Annotated in this window: 21 protein-coding genes; 8 read left to right on the plus strand and 13 right to left on the minus strand. The window is 68.3% G+C overall.

The window, feature by feature from the left end; translation table 11 throughout:
* Positions 1-89: 89 nt before the first annotated feature.
* The 3 genes from FKR81_RS33070 to FKR81_RS33080 form a co-directional block, all read right to left on the minus strand.
* On the minus strand, positions 90-719 hold the full coding sequence (locus FKR81_RS33070) for a lamin tail domain-containing protein (protein WP_146358105.1): 630 nt from the start codon (positions 717-719) through the stop codon (positions 90-92).
* 70 nt (positions 720-789) lie between these two features.
* Complete coding sequence (locus FKR81_RS33075) at positions 790-1,335, minus strand: lamin tail domain-containing protein (RefSeq protein WP_146358107.1); 546 nt, start codon at positions 1,333-1,335, stop codon at positions 790-792.
* A 119-nt stretch (positions 1,336-1,454) separates the two neighbouring features.
* Positions 1,455-1,799 (minus strand): helix-turn-helix transcriptional regulator, encoded by a 345-nt coding sequence (locus FKR81_RS33080; protein WP_235921918.1) that lies wholly within the window; start codon positions 1,797-1,799, stop codon positions 1,455-1,457.
* 177 nt (positions 1,800-1,976) lie between these two features.
* Between FKR81_RS33080 and FKR81_RS33085 the strand changes: the two genes are divergently transcribed.
* The 4 genes from FKR81_RS33085 (at position 1,977) to FKR81_RS33100 (ending at position 5,685) form a co-directional block, all read left to right on the plus strand.
* Positions 1,977-2,372: a nuclear transport factor 2 family protein gene (locus FKR81_RS33085; RefSeq protein ID WP_186763311.1), complete on the plus strand. Its 396-nt coding sequence runs from the start codon at positions 1,977-1,979 to the stop codon at positions 2,370-2,372.
* Between the two features lie 8 nt (positions 2,373-2,380).
* Positions 2,381-3,001 carry a ScbR family autoregulator-binding transcription factor gene (locus tag FKR81_RS33090; protein ID WP_146358111.1) on the plus strand — a complete coding sequence of 207 codons (621 nt, stop codon included), beginning with the start codon at positions 2,381-2,383 and terminating at the stop codon, positions 2,999-3,001.
* A 117-nt stretch (positions 3,002-3,118) separates the two neighbouring features.
* On the plus strand, positions 3,119-4,366 hold the full coding sequence (locus FKR81_RS33095) for an ATP-grasp domain-containing protein (protein ID WP_186763312.1): 1,248 nt from the start codon (positions 3,119-3,121) through the stop codon (positions 4,364-4,366).
* A gap of 74 nt (positions 4,367-4,440) precedes the next feature.
* The gene (locus FKR81_RS33100) at positions 4,441-5,685 is read left to right on the plus strand and encodes a serine/threonine-protein kinase (protein ID WP_146358115.1); all 1,245 of its coding nucleotides are present in this window, start codon (positions 4,441-4,443) and stop codon (positions 5,683-5,685) included.
* 5 nt (positions 5,686-5,690) lie between these two features.
* Here FKR81_RS33100 and FKR81_RS33105 read toward each other — a convergent pair whose 3' ends face one another.
* The 8 genes from FKR81_RS33105 to FKR81_RS33140 form a co-directional block, all read right to left on the minus strand.
* The gene (locus FKR81_RS33105; RefSeq protein ID WP_146358117.1) at positions 5,691-5,858 is read right to left on the minus strand and encodes a DUF397 domain-containing protein; all 168 of its coding nucleotides are present in this window, start codon (positions 5,856-5,858) and stop codon (positions 5,691-5,693) included.
* On the minus strand, positions 5,833-6,687 hold the full coding sequence (locus FKR81_RS33110; RefSeq protein ID WP_146358119.1) for a helix-turn-helix domain-containing protein: 855 nt from the start codon (positions 6,685-6,687) through the stop codon (positions 5,833-5,835). Before FKR81_RS33110 ends, FKR81_RS33105 begins: the two co-directional genes overlap by 26 nt.
* A gap of 232 nt (positions 6,688-6,919) precedes the next feature.
* Positions 6,920-8,044, minus strand: coding sequence for an HNH endonuclease signature motif containing protein (locus FKR81_RS33115; protein WP_146358121.1), 1,125 nt, complete (start codon positions 8,042-8,044; stop codon positions 6,920-6,922).
* A gap of 246 nt (positions 8,045-8,290) precedes the next feature.
* The gene (locus tag FKR81_RS33120; protein WP_146358123.1) at positions 8,291-9,247 is read right to left on the minus strand and encodes a TIGR03557 family F420-dependent LLM class oxidoreductase; all 957 of its coding nucleotides are present in this window, start codon (positions 9,245-9,247) and stop codon (positions 8,291-8,293) included.
* A gap of 2 nt (positions 9,248-9,249) precedes the next feature.
* Positions 9,250-9,900, minus strand: a complete 651-nt coding sequence (locus FKR81_RS33125; protein ID WP_146358125.1) for an HAD family hydrolase — start codon at positions 9,898-9,900, stop codon at positions 9,250-9,252.
* Between the two features lie 33 nt (positions 9,901-9,933).
* A complete protein-coding gene (locus FKR81_RS33130; RefSeq protein ID WP_146358127.1) occupies positions 9,934-11,232 on the minus strand; it encodes a wax ester/triacylglycerol synthase family O-acyltransferase in 1,299 nt (432 codons plus the stop codon).
* A 61-nt stretch (positions 11,233-11,293) separates the two neighbouring features.
* Positions 11,294-12,214 carry a sensor histidine kinase gene (locus FKR81_RS33135; protein ID WP_146358129.1) on the minus strand — a complete coding sequence of 307 codons (921 nt, stop codon included), beginning with the start codon at positions 12,212-12,214 and terminating at the stop codon, positions 11,294-11,296.
* 73 nt (positions 12,215-12,287) lie between these two features.
* Positions 12,288-13,118 carry a hypothetical protein gene (locus tag FKR81_RS33140; RefSeq protein WP_146358131.1) on the minus strand — a complete coding sequence of 277 codons (831 nt, stop codon included), beginning with the start codon at positions 13,116-13,118 and terminating at the stop codon, positions 12,288-12,290.
* Between the two features lie 253 nt (positions 13,119-13,371).
* On the opposite strand from FKR81_RS33140, the gene pcaD reads away from it, so the two are divergent.
* The 3 genes from pcaD to FKR81_RS33155 are packed head-to-tail and all read left to right on the plus strand — an operon-like array spanning position 13,372 to position 15,225.
* Entirely contained in the window at positions 13,372-14,118 is a 747-nt protein-coding gene (gene pcaD / locus FKR81_RS33145) for a 3-oxoadipate enol-lactonase (protein WP_146358133.1), read from the plus strand.
* Positions 14,108-14,464, plus strand: coding sequence for a 4-carboxymuconolactone decarboxylase (gene pcaC, locus FKR81_RS33150; protein ID WP_146358135.1), 357 nt, complete (start codon positions 14,108-14,110; stop codon positions 14,462-14,464). The genes pcaD and pcaC overlap by 11 nt, the downstream gene beginning before the upstream one ends.
* Positions 14,465-14,466: 2 nt before the next feature.
* Positions 14,467-15,225, plus strand: a complete 759-nt coding sequence (locus FKR81_RS33155) for an IclR family transcriptional regulator domain-containing protein (RefSeq protein ID WP_146358137.1) — start codon at positions 14,467-14,469, stop codon at positions 15,223-15,225.
* Here FKR81_RS33155 and FKR81_RS33160 read toward each other — a convergent pair.
* Both FKR81_RS33160 and FKR81_RS43910 read right to left on the minus strand, forming a co-directional pair.
* Positions 15,212-15,751: an MOSC domain-containing protein gene (locus FKR81_RS33160; protein WP_186763313.1), complete on the minus strand. Its 540-nt coding sequence runs from the start codon at positions 15,749-15,751 to the stop codon at positions 15,212-15,214. The two genes, FKR81_RS33155 and FKR81_RS33160, sit on opposite strands and share 14 nt — an antisense overlap.
* A 13-nt stretch (positions 15,752-15,764) precedes the next feature.
* Entirely contained in the window at positions 15,765-15,926 is a 162-nt protein-coding gene (locus tag FKR81_RS43910; RefSeq protein WP_186763314.1) for a hypothetical protein, read from the minus strand.
* 260 nt (positions 15,927-16,186) lie between these two features.
* On the opposite strand from FKR81_RS43910, the gene FKR81_RS33165 reads away from it, so the two are divergent.
* The gene (locus FKR81_RS33165; protein ID WP_146358139.1) at positions 16,187-17,182 is read left to right on the plus strand and encodes a LacI family DNA-binding transcriptional regulator; all 996 of its coding nucleotides are present in this window, start codon (positions 16,187-16,189) and stop codon (positions 17,180-17,182) included.
* The last annotated feature ends 73 nt before the right edge of the window (positions 17,183-17,255 follow it).

Genomic DNA, 17,255 nt, shown 5'->3' on the forward strand with positions numbered 1-17,255 from the left:
GCGTCGTGTGTGCGGCGGTGCGCTTGGCTGTCAATTTTTAACCGGCGGCGCGTTGTCGCCAACGGCGACAACGCGCCACGCGTTGCTACTTAGTTGCGCGCACCGAAGGTGCGGTGGTGCAGCGTGAAGTCCACGCGGTTGTTGTTGGTGTCGGTGCTCAGGATGTTGCGCGCGTTGGACGCTTCCAGCTGAGCCGTCGTGATGTTCTCCGGAGCGGCCTGCGTGCCCTCCTTCGGGGTGACCGCACCAGCGCTCATGGCGATGCCGTCCTGCTTGACGGCGGTCGGCGCGGCGGACCCGAAGATCGCGACGCCACCGTTGACCGGGATGCCGACGGTGCCCTGGAAAGCGATCGGCTGCACCTGCGCACCAGGCGCGACCGTGCTGCTGAAGTTGACGCCGGTCAGCACGAGGATGTCGCCGTCGTTGTCGCGCGGTTCGAGCGTGACGCCGGACAGCGGGATCGTCTGCAGCACCTGGTTGGTGCTGCTGTAGAGGCGCACCACGTAGCCCTCGAGGCTGAGCTGGTCGCCCGTCATGTTGCGGATCTCGATGGCCTCGTCCAGCTCACCGTTGGGGCCGATCGCCGAGACCTCGTTGATCACGACGTTGGAGATGGCCTGCTGGGTGACGTCGGGCTCGTCTGCCGACGCGGAGCCGCTGAGAGCGGCCAGCGCGGACATTCCGAGCGCGATGCCGCCGATGACCAGTCGACGCATGATAATACCTTTCAGAAATTGGATGGAATACCGGCTGCGATTTGTGGCGCGGACCGCTCGCCGGTAAAACTCATGTTTCCGTCAGGTGTCGTCTGGAGCTAGGGGCCATTTCATTGACCTGGTCCGGCGTTGTCAGTTGACACGTGAAATCGGTGGCGTTGTCGTCCGTGTCACGTGAGAGGGAATCACGCCCGAGGGAGGAGTAAGCGCATTGCTCCGACGGGGTGCCCTCGCGGCACGGTGAATTGTCGGTGAACCCCACGCCATCAATGCGTGCGCCGTTAGCATTGCGCAATGTCGCACCACTAGGGTCTATGGACTCTGCGAAGAGGAGTCTTTCGGCGGTGCCGGTGAAGTCGCGGCCGACCACCAGGAAGAACGCGTTCGCGGGCAGTTCCGTGCCCAGCGGGAAGGTCGCCAGCGGGGTGGTTCTGCCGTTCCGGCACGACCTGATGACCCAGCCACCGATGTCGACGGCGGCGTTGCCGGTGTTGGTGAGTTCGATGAAGCCCGTCGTGCCCGCTGCCATCTCGTTCACCCTGATGGGGGACGATCCTGGGGCAGGTGCGCTGATCATTACGGCGGTGAGGCACGCGAGCAGGATGCTGCTCGTCACGCTTCGGCAGTCTGCTGCAACGGGCGGGTCGGGCGCACGGGGCCAGTTCGAGGGGCGGCCCCGTGCGCCGTGCCCGCGGGCGGCCGACCCCCTGCCGGTCGGCCGCGACACCGCTCGCGCTACCTCACTCGCCGGTGTTCCCTGCGGGTCGTTCGCGCGACGTGAGCAGCGCGTTCGACATCGGCGCAGGGCATTTCGAGTGCCTTGCTGATCCAGCCTCGCCAGTACGGGCCGGGGATGCGCTTGCCGCGCTCCCAGCGCGAGATGTCCTCCCGAGTTATGCTGTCGTTCCGGGAAATTTCGGACAATCTTCGCGCCAGTTCTTCCTGGGTCAGACCACGCTCTCTCCTCGCCTGGGGAATCAGTGTCGATATCGATTCGGTGGCGTGCACCACACCGCTCCGTTTCTCCAGTGGTGTGTCGATCGACATCAACACAGTGCCCGGTTTTTTCAGGCCGTGCACGATGCAAAACGGTGATACCCGTGGTCGTTGAACTGTCATCTAATCGCTGATTGCCTCATTCGGCGCAATGTGACGCAGCGAATGTGCATGGCGGTTGCGCGAGTCGCTAGGGTTGCGGGTAGTTGATCGCGCAAGGACAGGAGTGAGCCGGAGTTGACCAGCCGTGTGCTGTCGACCGTGGAAGTGGTACAGGTCTTGCTCAGCCGGTTGGCGGCACGTGATGCCGCGGGAATCGCGAGGCTCTTCGCCGCGCGGGTCGACTGGCGGGTGCCCGATCTGGGCGGCACCCGGTGGAGTGACGGTGCGCGCAACCCCCGCGAGGTCGAGTCGTACTTCCTCACGCTCTTCGACATGCTGGAGCTGGAGCAGCTGACCGTGCGCCAGGTCGTGACCGACGGCGGGGACGCGGTCGTGCTCGGCTGGACGCGTTGGCGGGTCATCGCGACGGGAGCGTTGCTGGACATGGACTTCGCGATGTCGGTCGCGGTCTACCGCGGCGAGATCGAGCAGTACTGGCAGCTGCAGGACACGTTGGCTGTCGCGCTCGCACTGGGCACGGCCACGATGGCCTGATCGGCTTGATGACGAGAAGCCCCCAGGCTGCGCGCACCCGGCGCAACCTGTTGCTGGCCGCCGCGGAGGTCTTCGACCGCGACGGCTTCGCCGGCGCCAACCTGCGCACGGTCTGCGCCCGCGCCCGCGTCACGAAAGGCGCGCTCTACTGCCACTTCCGCTCCAAGGAAGCGCTCGGCGTCGCGATCATCGAGCACCAGTCGCTGCTGTGGCACGAGCTGCGCGACGAGCTGCTCAAGCGCGAGCTCGGCGCGGTGCAGACGCTCATCGACCTGTCCTTCGAGTTCGCGCGCAGGCTCGAGTCCGACCTCATGGTCCGGGTGAGCAACCGGCTGCTGCGGGAGGCCGCGTTCTTCGACCTCGTGGCCTCCGCGCAGTTCGTCGGGTGGATCTCGGTCGTGAGCGACCTGTTGTCGCAGGCTCGGGCGTGCGGGGAGCTGCTGGACGAGGTCAACCTGCGGTACGCGGCCGAGCAGGTGGTGGCCGAGTTCCTCGGGGTGCAGATGATGTCGCAGGCGCTGACCGGGCAGCACGACCTCACGTCGCGGCTGCGGAGGCACTGGCGGACCTGGGCGCCCCTGCTCGTCGCCCCGGAAACGTTGCCGGGGCTCAGATTTGACCCGGAGTGATCGTGATCTCGCTGTGAGTCCAGTCGAGACGGGAATTCCGGTCATTCACCTCATTGTTGATCCGCTCGACGGTTCGGCAGAATTTCGGACCAAACGAGCTCAGAGCGGAGTGACCAGGTGGCGGATCGCAAGGTCGTCGTGGTGGACCCCTACTCGGCTGGGCGGGGCATCGCGCCCGCGTTCGCCGAGCGCGGTGTGGGAGCGATTGCAGTGCTCACGACCGCCGAACCGCCCGCGGGTCTCGCCAAGTCCTGGTTCCCGGAGAACTTCACCGAGGTGCACGTCGTCAACGGCGACCTGAGCGCGCTGGCGGACAAGCTCGCCGGGCACGAGCCGCTGTGCGTCGTCCCCGGCACCGAGACCGGCGTGGAGACCGCGGAGGCGCTGTCCGAGCTCATCACGCCCGGACGGAGCAACGCGCTGGAGCGTTCGCACGCGCGGCGCGACAAGTTCCAGATGTACGTGGCGCTGCGCGACGCCGGGGTGCCGCACCTGCGTCAGATCTCGTCGGACTCCGAGGAGGAGGTCGCGCGGTGGCTCGAGTCCACCGGGCTGATCGACTCGTCGATCGTGTTGAAGCCGCAGGAGAGCGGCGGCACCGACGACGTCTTCGTCGCCTCGCCCGGTGACGACTGGCGCGCGCTGTTCCACCGGATCCTCGGCAGCGTCAACAAGCTCGACATCGTCAACGACCGCGTGCTGGTGCAGGAACTGGCCGTCGGCACCGAGTACGAGGTCGACACCTACTCCATCGACGGGCAGCACGGCCTGGCCGCGGTGTGGCGCTACGCCAAGGAACGCAGGGGCGAGCGGCTCGGCATCTACCTCTCCAACACGTTCGTCTCGCCCGAGGACCCCGTGGTGGCCGTGCTCTTCGAGTACGTGCGCCAGGTGCTCGACGCGACCGGTGTGCGCAACGGCCCCGCCCACGTGGAGGTCATGGTCACCGAGAACGGCCCCAAGCTGATCGAGATCGGCGCCCGGTGCGCGGGCGCCGAGCAGCAGGAGCTGTCGTTCGTGGGTGCGGGTGAGAGCCAGATCACGCGCATGGTCGAGCACTGGGTCGACGGCAAGCGCGACGTCGGTCTGTACGCGCGCAAGCAGTACGTCAAGACGGTCTACCTGTCGTCCCCTCGAAAAGGGGTGCTGCGCAACGCCGAACGCCTCGATCGGCTCGCCGAGCTGATGCCGTCGTTCCAGCGCGACGTGATTCCGTACCGCGACGGATCACTTGTACCGCGCACCGATGATTTGTGGACCAGTCTGGGTTACGTCGTTCTGGCGACCACGGACGCCGACCAGTTGGCCGCAGATGAGGAGCTGGTCCGACGCATTGAGAGCGAACTTGTGATTGTTGACGTTTGATTTCGGGTACTGCTGTTCCGGCTGCGGTGGGTAACCGATAGGTTCCCGCGAGGAGTCGGCACGAGCGGAGGCCCATGACCGAGCCCTGGGACGGCGAACTGACCGGTGCGGTCGTCGCCGGCCGTTACGTCGTCAGCAGCCTGCTCGGCGCCGGTGGTATGGCCGAGGTCTACCGCGCTTACGACCGCGAGCTGTCCCGCAACGTGGCGCTGAAGGTGTTCCTCGGCACCGCGGCGCCCGACGACGCGAAGCGGCTCCAGCGCGAGGCTCGCATGTTGTCCGACCTGCGCTGCACCGGTGTCGTCTCGGTATTCGACAGCGGCACGCACGGCGGCCGCCCGTTCTACGTGATGCAGGAGATCCGCGGCGGCACGCTGCGGCAGCGGATGCGCGACCCGCTGCCGCCCGCGTTCGTCGCGCGGATCGGCGGCCAGGTCGCGGACAGCCTCAACGACGTGCACGAGTTCGGCGTGGTGCACCGCGACATCAAGCCGTCGAACATCCTGCTCGACGACGAGGCGAAGCAGGCCTACCTCGCGGACTTCGGCCTCGCGCTGCAGGCGGAGGTCACCCGGTACACGAAGTCCGGCGTGCTCGTCGGCACCGCGGGATACCTGGCGCCGGAACAGGTGCGCGGCTCGACCGTCTCGTCGAAGGCGGACATCTACGCGCTCGGGCTGGTGCTGCTGGAGTGCCTGAGCGGGAGGCCCGAGTACCCCGGCGGTGACGCGGAGGCCGCGCTGGCCAGGCTGTCCCGCCCGCCGCGCATCCCGTCGTCGCTGCCCGCCGCGTGGGTCTCGCTGCTCACCGCGATGACCGATCTCGATCCTGATCGCCGTCCGTCCGCGGCGAAGTGCGCCACCGCACTGTTCGCGGCGAAGGAGGCGAGCAAGGGCATTCCCGCGCTGCTCGCTGCCGCATTCGATGATGATCTGGACACTGTGGACACTCCGCCGCGGTCGCGTTCGCACCGCGTCGGCTACGCGTTGTCGGCAGCGGCTGCTGCCGCTGTGGCTGCGATCGCCGTCGTCATGGCGAACATCGGCGGCGGTGCCTCACCCGCGACCGGTGACCCCGGTCCGTCGTCCGATCCTGGTGGTGTGGCACCGGAAACCGTCTCGGTGTCCCTGCCGCCGGAGACGGTTGCGGTGACTTTGACCGAGCCTGGGGCTCCGCCTCCGCCGGACGACGAGGAGGAGACGGTGGGGCCGTCCACGGTGACGATCACGAAGGTGAAGCCGTCGAGGGACAAGCCGTCGCGCACCAGGACGCCGAAGCCGAAGCCGTCGGACGGGAGCGTTGTCCCCACCACGACCTGATGTGGCTAGCGGGGGAGGAATGCTCGCCAGGACGCGGGGGAGAACGTGAGCTGGGGACCGGTGGTGTGTTTCGAGTCGCGGACGTGCACGGTCTGCGTGAACGCCACCTCGACGCAGGCGCCGTCCGGTTCCGTGCTGTAGCTGCTCTTACGCCACGTGCGATCCTGGGTCATTCGGGTCCTCTCGCGGGCGGCCGATGTAGCCCATCAGCAGACTCCGCGATTGTCCCTCATCCATTGCGATCTGATCCAGGTCGTTGAACAGCTGGGTGCAGCGCGCCACTGCGCGCTTGTCTTGGGAGAAGAGCTGGCCGATGAGCGTCTCGGTGTAGACCACCGGTTTGTCCCGCTTGTACTCCCACCGGATGTACGTCCCGCCGATCGCTCCTGCCGCGCCCGCCGAGTCGGGGACGATGCGGATCGAGTGCGTCTTGAACATCAGCCGCAGCATCTGTTCTTCCATCACCTGGTCGTCGCCGACGTGCAGCCGCAGCGCCTGCTCGTGCACGAAGAAGGTCCAGGCCGGTCTGTCCTCGCGCTGAAGAACCGCCTGGCGCTGCATGCGGAAGGCCACGAAGGTCTCGAGCTTGTCTTCGGGCATCGGTCGCCGCCGCGCGAGGTAGGCACGCGCGTAGTTCTCGGTCTGGAGCATTCCGGGTATGACCGTCTGGTCATAGCTCGTGGCCTTGGTGGCCGGGGCTTCGGCGAGGGCCAACGTGCGGAGGTTCTCCGGTACTTGCACGAAGTACGCGTCGAAGGCGTGGCGGTACCGGTTGAGGAACTCCTCGACTGAGGCTCGGCTGCGTTTGCACGTGGTCAGGTACTGGACGATGTCGATCTCGCTGGCCCTGGTCTTGCCGTTCTCGACGTTGGAGACTTTGGTCTGGTGCCAGCCGAGTACGTAGCCCATTTCGGTGCCGGTGTAGCTGGTGTGTTTTTCGCGCAGGTGCCGCAGCTCGTCGCCGAGGTCTCGGCTGTACGGCGTGGAGGGCGTCGGCGTCATGGCTTGGAGTTTCGGGTATGCGCTGGGGACATGGAGCACCCCGTTCGAGTGAGGGTTGCCGGGCTTCGCCCGGACCACGAGTGATGCTTCCTTCGTCGGCGTCACGCGTACCGGATTCTTGGGTGGCTTGGCACCGTGGTCCCGATCCGATGCTTGCCGTGCGAGATTCTCGTTGCGTTGAGTCCGTGGTTACCGGGGCGGTGGCTCGCCTTTTCATTCTTTCTCTTGGTTCTTAGTTGAAGCCGGGGAGGACTGGTTCGGGTTCGCGAATGTAGACGCGGCCGGTGGGGCTGACGCACCGGAATGTGCCTGGGGAGGGTTGCGTGATTTGCCAGGCTGATTCGTGCTTGAGGCGGTGGTCGTGCCCGCACCGCGGTCCGAGGTTGTAGTCGGCGGTCGGGCCGTCGGGGAACGGGACCGTGTGGTCGAGGTCGCAGCGGGTGGCTTTCGCGGTGCAGCCGTACTGGGTGCAGGTCTTGTCCCGCGCCCACATGAACCGGCGCAGATGCGCCGGGGGCCGGTAGGTGCTGGTGCCGACGTCGAGCAGGGCGCCGGAGGCGGGGTCGGTGAGCAGACGGCGCCAGGTCGCGTCTCCGGCGAGTTCGCGGGCGAGGTCGGCGCTGATCGGCCCGTAGCCGTCCATCTCGCCGGGATGCTCGTCGAGGCCCATCAGGGTGGTGGCGGAGACGGTGACCAGGAGTTCGACCTTGACCGGGCTGGCGTTGTCCGGGGTCGCGAGCAGCAGGTCGGCGACGACGTCGGCGCGGCGCTGGTTGAGGGTGCGGGTGTCGCCGGGGAACTTCGCGGCGCGGGCGAGTTTGTCGACGCGCAGCCAGCTGACCATGGCTTTGTCGGCGGGCATGGTGACCCACAGCTTGGCCATGTCGTCCTCGAGGGACTCCATCCCCGCGGCACGAGCGGCCTTCTTCTGCTCGGCGCGTTCGCGGGTTCCGTCGGGGTCGACGCTCATCACGATCCGCCGCCCCCGGCGCCGCATCTGCACACTGGTCTGCTCGGGTGCCTTGGTGAGTACGCGTTGTTCGACCTCGGCCGCCTGCTCAGCACTGAGGGGCAGGGTCTGGGTGTGGATGATCTGTGCTTTGTAGAGGTCGATCTCGCCCTTCTCCAGGGCGTCGACCGTCAACGGCAGCCGCGACACGAGATCCCGGGAGACCATCATCCGGTCCTCGGTCCAGTTCCGGGTCCAGTGCATCATCGCCGCGATCTCGGAGGACGCGAACTCGTCCTGCCACGTGAGTTCGGCGTATTCACCCAATGCGCGGACCTGCTGGGCTTGCCAGTAGTCGATCTGTTTCTGGCAGTGCTGGATTGTGTCGAGAGCCCCCTCGATGCTCATAACGAACACATTACCGCACAATTGTTCGAACAGGCATCACTCATTAGGATTAAGAACGAAAAGGCGAGCCACCACCCGTCAGCCACGGAGCCAGCGCGACCAGAACAACGAAAGCCGACCACCGGACCGGACCACGGTGCCAAGCCACCCAAGAATTCGGTACGGGTGACGCCGACGGAGGAGGCATCACTCGTGGTCCGGGCGCAGCCCGGCAGCCCGCGCAGCCCGGCAGCCCGCGAAACCAGGCTAGGTCCTGAGCGCGGGCAGGAGCTCACCCTTGGCGAAGTCGAGGAACTCGTGCTGGTGCTCTCCACCGATCTGCACGAGCGCGAGGTCGGTGAAGCCGGCGTCGCGGAACGGTCGCACAGCTTCGAGAATCGGCTCCACGTCGGGTCCGCAGGGAATCGCGTCGGCCACGTCCGACGGACGGACGAACTGCGTCGCACCGGCGAACCCGGCCGTGCCCGGCAGCTCGGCGTTGACCTTCCAACCGCCACCGAACCAGCGGAACTGGGCGTGCGCGCGTGTCACGGCGGCGTCGACCGAGCGGTCCCAGCACACCGGGAGCTGGCCGATCTTGCGCGGCGCGCCGCCGGTCTGGTCCCACTGGCGCACCAGTGCCGCGTCGGGTTCGACGGCGACCATCGCGTCCGCGGCGGGGGAGAAGAGCCGCACGGACTGCGCGCCGGACACCGCGACGGCGATCGGGACGCGCTGCGCGGGCAGGTCCCACAGCTTCGCGGAGTCGACCCGGAAGTGTTCGCCCGCGTAGTCGACGTACCCGCCGTCGAACAGCAGCGAGATGATCTCGATGGCTTCAGCCAGCATCTCGTGCCGCACGTTCACCGGCGGCCAGCCGCGCCCGACGACGTGCTCGTTCAGGTTCTCGCCCGCGCCCAGGCCCAGCGTGAACCGGCCGTTCGCCAGTTCCTGCACGGTCGCGGCCTTCTGTGCGACGACGGCCGGGTGGTAGCGCATCAGCGGGCACGTCACATACGTCATGAGCTCGACCGCGTCGGTCACCTGCGTGACGGCGCCGAGCACGCTCCACGCGTACGGCGCGTGGCCCTGTGCGTCGAGCCACGGGAAGTAGTGGTCGCTCATCACCTCGAAGTCGAACCCGGAGCGTTCACCGGCAGCCGCGTGCGAGACGAGCGAACGGGGCGCGGTCTGCTCGGTCATCAGCGTGTAGCCGAAGCGCACGGTCAGATCCTTTCCGCGAAGGGCAGGTCGGTGAGGTCGGCGCGCAGCTCGTCGAGCGAGGAGTAGACGGTGGTGGCGCCGCTGTCGAGCAGTTCGGCGGCCGACGTGCCGCCGGTGAGCAGACCGACCGACGGCAGGCCCGCGTTGGCGGCGGCCTCGCAGTCCCAGATCGAGTCGCCGATCATCACGGCCCGCGACGCACCGGCCTTGTTCAGCGCGGTGGTGATCAGGTCCGGGTCGGGTTTGCTCGCATCGACGTCGTCCGCGCTGGTCCACGGCACGTCGCCCGCGTCGATGAGCTTGAGGTAGTGCTCGATGTGCTCGCGTTTGCCGGAGCTGGCCAGTACGACCGCGAACTGGTCGCGCGCGGCGGAGACCAGGCGGTGCGCCCCCTCCAGCGGCTGGATCTCGGGGAGGAGCGGGGCGAACTCCTCCTCCCACGCCGAGCGCAGGTCGTCGCCGTGCGCGGCCTCGACCCCCTCGCCCGCGAGCGCGGCGACCAGCTTGTCGCCGCCCATGCCGATGGCGCGGTGCACCCGCCAGGCGGGCACCACGAGGTCGATCCGCCGGAACGCGCGCACCCACGCCACGGCGTGGTGGTAGTTCGTGTCCACCAGGGTGCCGTCGACGTCGAAGATGACTGTGTTGGTCACGACTTCGAGTGCCCGGCGGTGCCGGCTCGCAAACTAGCGCACGTCGGCGCCCACCGGCGTCGGCTGCAACGCGGCCAGCTCGCGCCGCAGCACGTTCTCCAGCCAGTGCGTGTCCGACATCCAGGTCTGGTTGGTGTGCAGGCAGATGTGCACGGCCGACCGGTAGGTCGACAGCGCGACGCCCACCGCGTGCCCGGGAGCGACCGGCGCGACCGGGTACAGCTCGCACAGCTCGGCGCCGTCCAGAGCCAGCGGAACCGAGGGCAGCGGCACGGACGTCACCAGCGTGTCGAACAGCAGCGGCGCGCACCGGGCGGCCACCGGAGCGGCGAGGCGGTGCAGCAGGGCGGGGACGCGGTCGGCCAGCAGCGGCAGCGCGCCGGCACCGCGGTCCGAGCCGGACGCCTTGTTGCGGTCCATCTGCTCGCGGATGATCCGCAACCGCTCCAGCGCGTCGATCTCGCCGACCGGCAGTGAGCAGAGGAAACCGGAGATCTGGTTGCCCGACGCGCCGTCACCGGACCGGCTGCGCTGGTTCACCGGGATCAGCGCGCGGACGGTCGCGCCCGGCCGGGCGCTGTCGTGCCCGAGCAGCCAGTGCCGCAACGCGCCCGTCACCAGCGCGAGCAGCACGTCGTTGACGGTGCCGCCGTGCTCGCGGCGGACGCGGTGCACGTCGGTCATGTCCAGCCGGGCCATCACCACGCGGCGCGGGCGGGCGGACGACGTCAGCACCGGTGAGCTCAGCGTCGGCGGGCGCGTGTTCATCAGCACCGAGGACGCGATGTCGAAGGTGTCCTTCACGCCGCGCACCACGTCGTCGAAACCGGGCAGCGAGCGCTGCGCGGGAGGGGCGTCCGGAATGGACAGTCGAGACTCGTCGAACAGGCGCAGGCCGAGCCCGACGGCCTTCATGCCGTCGCACAGCGAGTGGTGCAGCTTCGCCACGACCGCGAACCGCCCACCTGGGAGGCCGGTGACGACGTGCAGCTCCCACGGCGGCCGGTTGAGGTCGAGCGGCTGGGCCATGAGGTGCGAGACGAGCGCGCTGAACCGATCCCGCCCGCGCACGTGGTGCGTGAAGACGTGGTCCTCAGGCGCGAACGCGGGATCCTCGACCCAGCGCGCACCTCCCGGCGGCAGCCAGGACGTGCGAGCCCGCTGGCGCATGCGGGGGATCTCCTGCACGCGTTCGCAGAGCACCGCGGCGATTCGCGCCGGGTGCACGGGCTGCTTGGGTGCGAAGGTCGCCACCGCACCGAGGTGCAGCGGGTTGCTGTTGCCTTCCATGGCGAGGAAGGCGACGTCGAGGGGGCTCAGGTGGTCTGTCATAGGTGTGCCAGCAGACCAGGTTCCTGTGACAAGCGCATGGCAGTGAAGTGACGGTCACGCCCTACCGCCCCAAGTACACCCGAATGGTGGTCCCGGTGTGACTCATGTGAGTGCGAACCAGGTCACACAACAGGTTCACCATCACGATGCCGAAGCCGCCGAGACCGTGGAACGTGGACGGAACCCAGCCTCCCGGCGTGCCCTCGTCGGTGACCTCGCACACGACTGTCCTGTTCTCACGCCACATCCGCAGCACTCCGTGACCGGTCGCGTGCAGGATGCTGTTCGTCGCCAGTTCGTTGACCGCGAGCACGAGGTCCTCGACGAGCGCGCGGCGCAGTCCCGACTCGGTCGCGAACCGCTCGACGACCTTGCGCGTGTACGCGAGGTTGCCGACCGCGAACCCGTGCACCGTCGCGTCCCGAGGCGGTGGTGGCAAAGGGATGTTGAACGCCTCCGCCACCACCGACGGTTCGGTGTAGTACGGACTGGGCCGTCTGAGGCCTTCGTCGACGACGATCGGGTGCGTCCGCTCCGCGTCCTCCAGCACGTCCTTGTCGAGCCCCGTGGTGTCGTACGGGCACAGGATCGTCCCGTTCCACCCGGCGAACGCGGTGTTGATCATCGCCTCGTGCTGCACGCACGCCGGGTACTCGAGCTCGCTGCGCCCCGACCAGATCGGCTCGCCGATGATCCGCATCGGTGACGCGGGTGTGCTGGCGCTGAACGCCATCAGCACACCGGGGATGATCCGGCCGGGGTTGCGTCCCGCCTCGGTCATGTCCAGGAAGTGCACTTCGTCCGCGTGCCCGCCGAGCTGGTCCCGCAGCAGCGCGATGTTCGGCTCGGGAACCGCCACCAGCACGGGCTCCCCGGCGGCGACCGCGGCGAACACGAAGGGCACCGTGCCGGCGAGGAACTCTTCCTTGTCGCGGTAGAAGAGCGCTTCGTGCACGAACGGGTCGGCGGTCTCGGGGCTCATCGGGGTCCTGGGTGTGGTCGGCGACGCGAGGTCCCCGCCATCATGCTCCCCGTAACGATGTTTCGGTGGGGGCCTAGAAGGTGAAGGTGTAGTCGGCCGCGCCACCGCTGAGCGGGTTGCGCAGCTGCCACTGCCTGCCGTCCAGCACGCGCACGATGCCGACGCTGTCCTTGCCGTCGCCGTCCCAGTCACCGGTGAGCGCGCAGTCGGTCTTGCCGTCGCCGAACGTGAAGCTCTTGTTGGGCGAACCGGCGTTCGCGCTGTCGCGCAGCTGCCAGTCCATCCCGGTGCCGCGGTGCGACGTGCCGACGCCGTCGCCGTTCTTGCCGTCCCAGTCACCGGTCGCCGGGCGGTCCGTCTTGGCGCCGAAGCTGAAGATCGACGTCGGTGAGCCCGCGTTCGCGCTGTTGCGGATGTGCCACTGGATGTTGTTGCCGGAGATCCGCCACGCGCCGACCCCGTCACCGTCCTTGCCGTCCCAGTCGCCCGTCACCGGCAGGTCGCTCGACGTCCCGAACGTGAACGACGAGTCGGCCGGCCCGGTGGTCAACGTGTTGCGCAGCTGCCAGCGCAGGTCCTTGCCGCTCGTCTTGACCGCGGCGACGCCGTCACCGTTCTTGCCGTCCCAGTCGCCCACCATCGGGAACTCGCCCTTGGCGCCGAACTTGAGGTTGATGTCGACGGCGCCGGAGCCGGGTTCGTTGCGCAGGAACCACTCCAGCCCCGCGTCGGTCTCCTGGACGATGCCGACGCCGTCACCGCCGGTGCCGTCCCAGTTGCCGGACACGACCCACTGGTTGCCGAACCTGCACAGCCCCGACGTGTACGCGCCGACCTCGTCGGCGGACGCGGGCGCGACCGTCAGCCCGGCGGCGACCGCGATCGACAGCAACAACCTGAACATGAGTGCTTCCCTTCGAAGTGGACCCCCTGGGAAGCATCAGAGCGCACCTCGATCGTCTTGTTTCGATGACTGGACCTTGGATACGCACCGTCACGCGTCCGGCTCACATCGTTCAGGCTATGTTCGACATACGGATTGCTGTGCGTATTGCGAACCGGATGCACCGAGTGGTTTCGTGATGGCGGAGCGTCTCGCAGCTGCGCTCGGAGGTGTGAAAGCGCAGGATGTCGTGACCAAGGCGGAAGGAGTCGCCGTGATCCCGCATCACCTGCTGGACGGACCCGAAGACGCACCGGTGCTGGTGCTCGGGAACTCGCTGGGCACCACGACGGAACTCTGGGACGGCTACGAGCTGCCGTTCCGGACGCTGCGCTTCGACCACCGCGGCCACGGCGGGTCGGAGGCGCCACCCGGACCGTACGACATCAAGAGCCTCGCGGTGGACGTGCTGGAGCTGCTCGACCACCTCCAGCTGAAGCGCGTCCTCTACTGCGGGGTGTCGCTCGGCGGCATGATCGGCATGTGGCTCGCCGCGCACACCGACCGGATCTCCCGGCTCGCGCTGGTGTGCACGACCGCCTACTTCCCGGACAAGTCCTCGTGGGACAGCAGGATCGACGCCGTCGAGAACCACGGGCTCGAGTCCATCGCGGACAAGGTCGTCGACCGCTGGTTCACGCCGCACTTCGACCAGACGCGCAAGCAGAAGTTCCGCGAACAGCTGACGCGGGTCGACCCGCGCGCGTACGTGGCGTCCTGCGAGGCGATCCGCGCGATGGACCTGCGGCCAGAGCTGCACCGGATCAAGGCGCCGACCGTGGTGATCGCGGCCGCGCAGGACCAGTCGACACCGACGGAGTTCGCGCGCGTGATCAGCAGCGCCGTCCCCGACGCCGAGCTCTACGTGGTCGGCGACGCCGCCCACCTCGCGAACGTCGAGGCGCGCCAAGCCGTCTCGGTCATCCTCGACGGTCACCTGGGAGGTGTGGATGTTCGATGAAGGCATGAAGGTCCGGCGGGAGGTGCTCGGTGACGAGTACGTCGACCAGGTGCCGGTCGACGAGTTCACCAAGGAGTTCCAGGACCTCATCACCCGGTACGCGTGGGGCGAAATCTGGTCGAGGGACGGGCTCGACCGGCGAACGCGGAGCTGCATCACCCTCGCGATGCTGGCCGCGCTGCACCACGACGACGAGCTGGCGCTGCACGTGCGGGCCGCCCTGCGCAACGGGCTGACCCGCGACGACATCAAGGAAATCCTGCTGCAGGTCGCGATCTACGCTGGAGTGCCCGCCGCCAACCGGGCGTTCGCCGTCGCGGCACGAGTGTTCGCCACCCTGGAGTGATCATGTCCGAGTTCGTCCAGTCCCTCGACCGCGGACTAGCCGTGATCAGAGCGTTCGACGCCGAGCACCCCGCGCTGACGCTGAGCGACGTCGCTCGCATCACCGGCCTCACCCGCGCGGCCGCCCGCCGGTTCCTGCTGACCCTGGTCGAGCTCGGCTACGTGCGCACCGACGGCAAGCTGTTCTCGTTGCGGCCGCGGATACTCGAGCTCGGCTTCTCCTACCTGTCCGCGCTCACCCTGCCCGAGGTCGCCCAGCCGCACATGGAGAAGCTCGTCGCCACGGTCCACGAGTCCTGCTCGATGTCGGTGCTCGACGACGAGGACGTCGTCTACGTCGCCCGCGTGCCGACCAAGCGGATCATGACCGTGTCGATCACCGTCGGCACCCGGTTCCCGGCCTACGCCACCGCCATGGGCCGCGTGCTGCTCGCCGCCCAGCCCCGCGAGCGACTGGACGGCTACCTGCGCGACGTCCGGCTGAAGCCGTTGACCCGCGCCACGATCACCGACCCGGCGGTGCTGCGCGCGACGCTGAGCGAGGTCGGTGCGCAGGGCTGGGCGCTGGTAGACCAGGAGCTCGAAGAAGGCCTGCGCTCGGTCGCGGTGCCCGTGCACGGCGCGGACGGTCATGTCGTCGCGGCGGTCAACGTGTCCGCGCACGCCAACCGCGGCAACGCGACGACGGTGCTCGAGGACCTGCTCCCGCACCTGCGGGCCACCGCGAAGCTGATCGAGGAAGACCTGCTCACACCGGCTTGAGCGGCGAGTGCGGCTCGGCGGGCAGCTCCACCCGGATCTCGTCACCCGGCTTGATCTCGCCGCCGGTCACGACGATCCCCATGATCCCGGCCCTGCGGACGAGCTCGCCCGCGGCGTCCCGGTGCACCACCTGCTTGAGCAGGCCGTTGGAGAACAGGTCGATCTGCACGCACGGGTTGCGCAGCCCGGTCACCTCGACGACGGCCTCCGGCCCGAGGTGCAGCAGCGTCCCGGTCGGCAGCCCGAGCAGGTCGACTCCGCGCGTGGTGACGTTCTCGCCGATCTGGCCCGGCCCCACCTCGAAGCCGGACTCGCGCAGCTCGTCGTGCAGCTCGGCGTGGATCAGGTGCACCTGCCGCAGGTTCGGCTGGGTCGGGTCCTTGAAGACGCGTGAACGGTGCTTCACCGTGACGCCCTGGTGCACGTCGCCCTCGACGCCGAGCCCGGCGAGCAGCCGGATGCTGCCCGCGTTGGGCTTGCTGAACGTGTACTCCGCGCTGCGACTGACCGCGATCACTTCCCCCATGCGACCGATTATGTCAGCAGGCCAGGCGGTACGCGTCGAGATCGTCCCAGGTCGCCTCGCCGGACAGCACGTCGAGAACGGACACCTCGGCGACGGGTGCGACCGGTTCGGGCTCGGTGCGGGCGATCGCGTCGGCCACGATTTCCTGCAGCTGCGCCCAGGTGATGTCGTTCATGGGTGTGCCTCTCGTCGTGAGCGGTTCTCACGGCAGGCACGTCGTTCGGTGTCGAACAGTTCGGCGTCTCAGTTCGGTTCACCCGACCAGTGCAGGCGACCAGGGGTTATGTAAGCGCTCTCACGCGATTGAGCAAGTCTCGTGAAATCGCTCCCACGAAGGTCTTGACCACTCCTGTGACGGACCGGTTAACTGCTGCCACCTCGTCCGCGTAACCGGTTTCGGTACCGGTGCCGGAGAGCCGTCGGAGGGAGTTCGGCATGCGTGTCACGATCGCTGAGGTCGCCCAACGCGCCCAGGTGTCCAAGGCGACCGTGTCACGCGTGCTGAACGGAAAACCCGACGTGGACGCCTCCACGGCGCAACGCGTCCGGCGCGTGATCGACGAGATCGGCTACGTGCCGAGCGCTCGCGCCGTCGGCCTGGCCCGCGGTCGCACCCGGACGGTGGGCATGCTCGCCCCGTCGCTCACCTGGCCGTGGATGGGCGAGGTGCTCCAGGGCGTCGTCGACACGCTCGAGGCCGACGGGTACGGGCTGCTGCTCTACACCGTCAACCGCGGCCCCGAGTCGCTCAACCAGTTCGCGAACCACGTGTCCGCCAACGCGTTCGACGGGCTGCTCGTGATCGAGCCGCCCGACGCGCTGCACTACATCTCCACGCTGTACCGGGCGGGCCTGCCGGTCGTCATGATCGACGACCGGGGCACGCACCCGGAGTTCCCGTCGGTGGCGACGACGAACCGGCAGGGTGGCGCGGACGCCGCGCGGCACCTGGTCGCGAGCGGGCGCACCAGGTTCGCCGTCGTCACCGGCCCACTGCACTTCGGGTGCACGCAGGCGAGACTCGACGGCTTCCGCGAGGTGCTGTCGTCGTCCGGCTTCCCGCTGCACCCGGACCTGGTGGTGGAGAGCGACTTCACCACCACCGGGGGAGGCGTCGCCGTCGAGAAGCTGGTCAACAGCGGACTCGAGTTCGACGCGCTGTTCGCCCACAACGACCTGTCCGCGGTCGGCGCCATGCGCGCGCTGCGGGAGAACGGCCGGCGCGTGCCGGAAGACGTCGCCGTGGTCGGCTTCGACGACGTGCCGGTCGCGTCGCACTGCGAGCCGCTGCTGACGACCGTCCGCCAGCCGCTGCAGGAGATGGGCGCCGCCGCGGCGCGCATGCTGATCTCCACTCTCGAAGGCAGGCAGCTGCCCGACCACCCGACCGTGCTGCCGACCTCGCTCATCGTGCGCGAATCCGCGCCGTAGCACCGAAAACCTCGACCATCGCCGTCCGCGTAGCGCGGATCGGTCAGTTCGCCATGCCGCGCGAGGGAGCGCT

The organism is Lentzea tibetensis (assembly GCF_007845675.1).
GTDB classification, from domain to species: domain Bacteria; phylum Actinomycetota; class Actinomycetes; order Mycobacteriales; family Pseudonocardiaceae; genus Lentzea; species Lentzea tibetensis.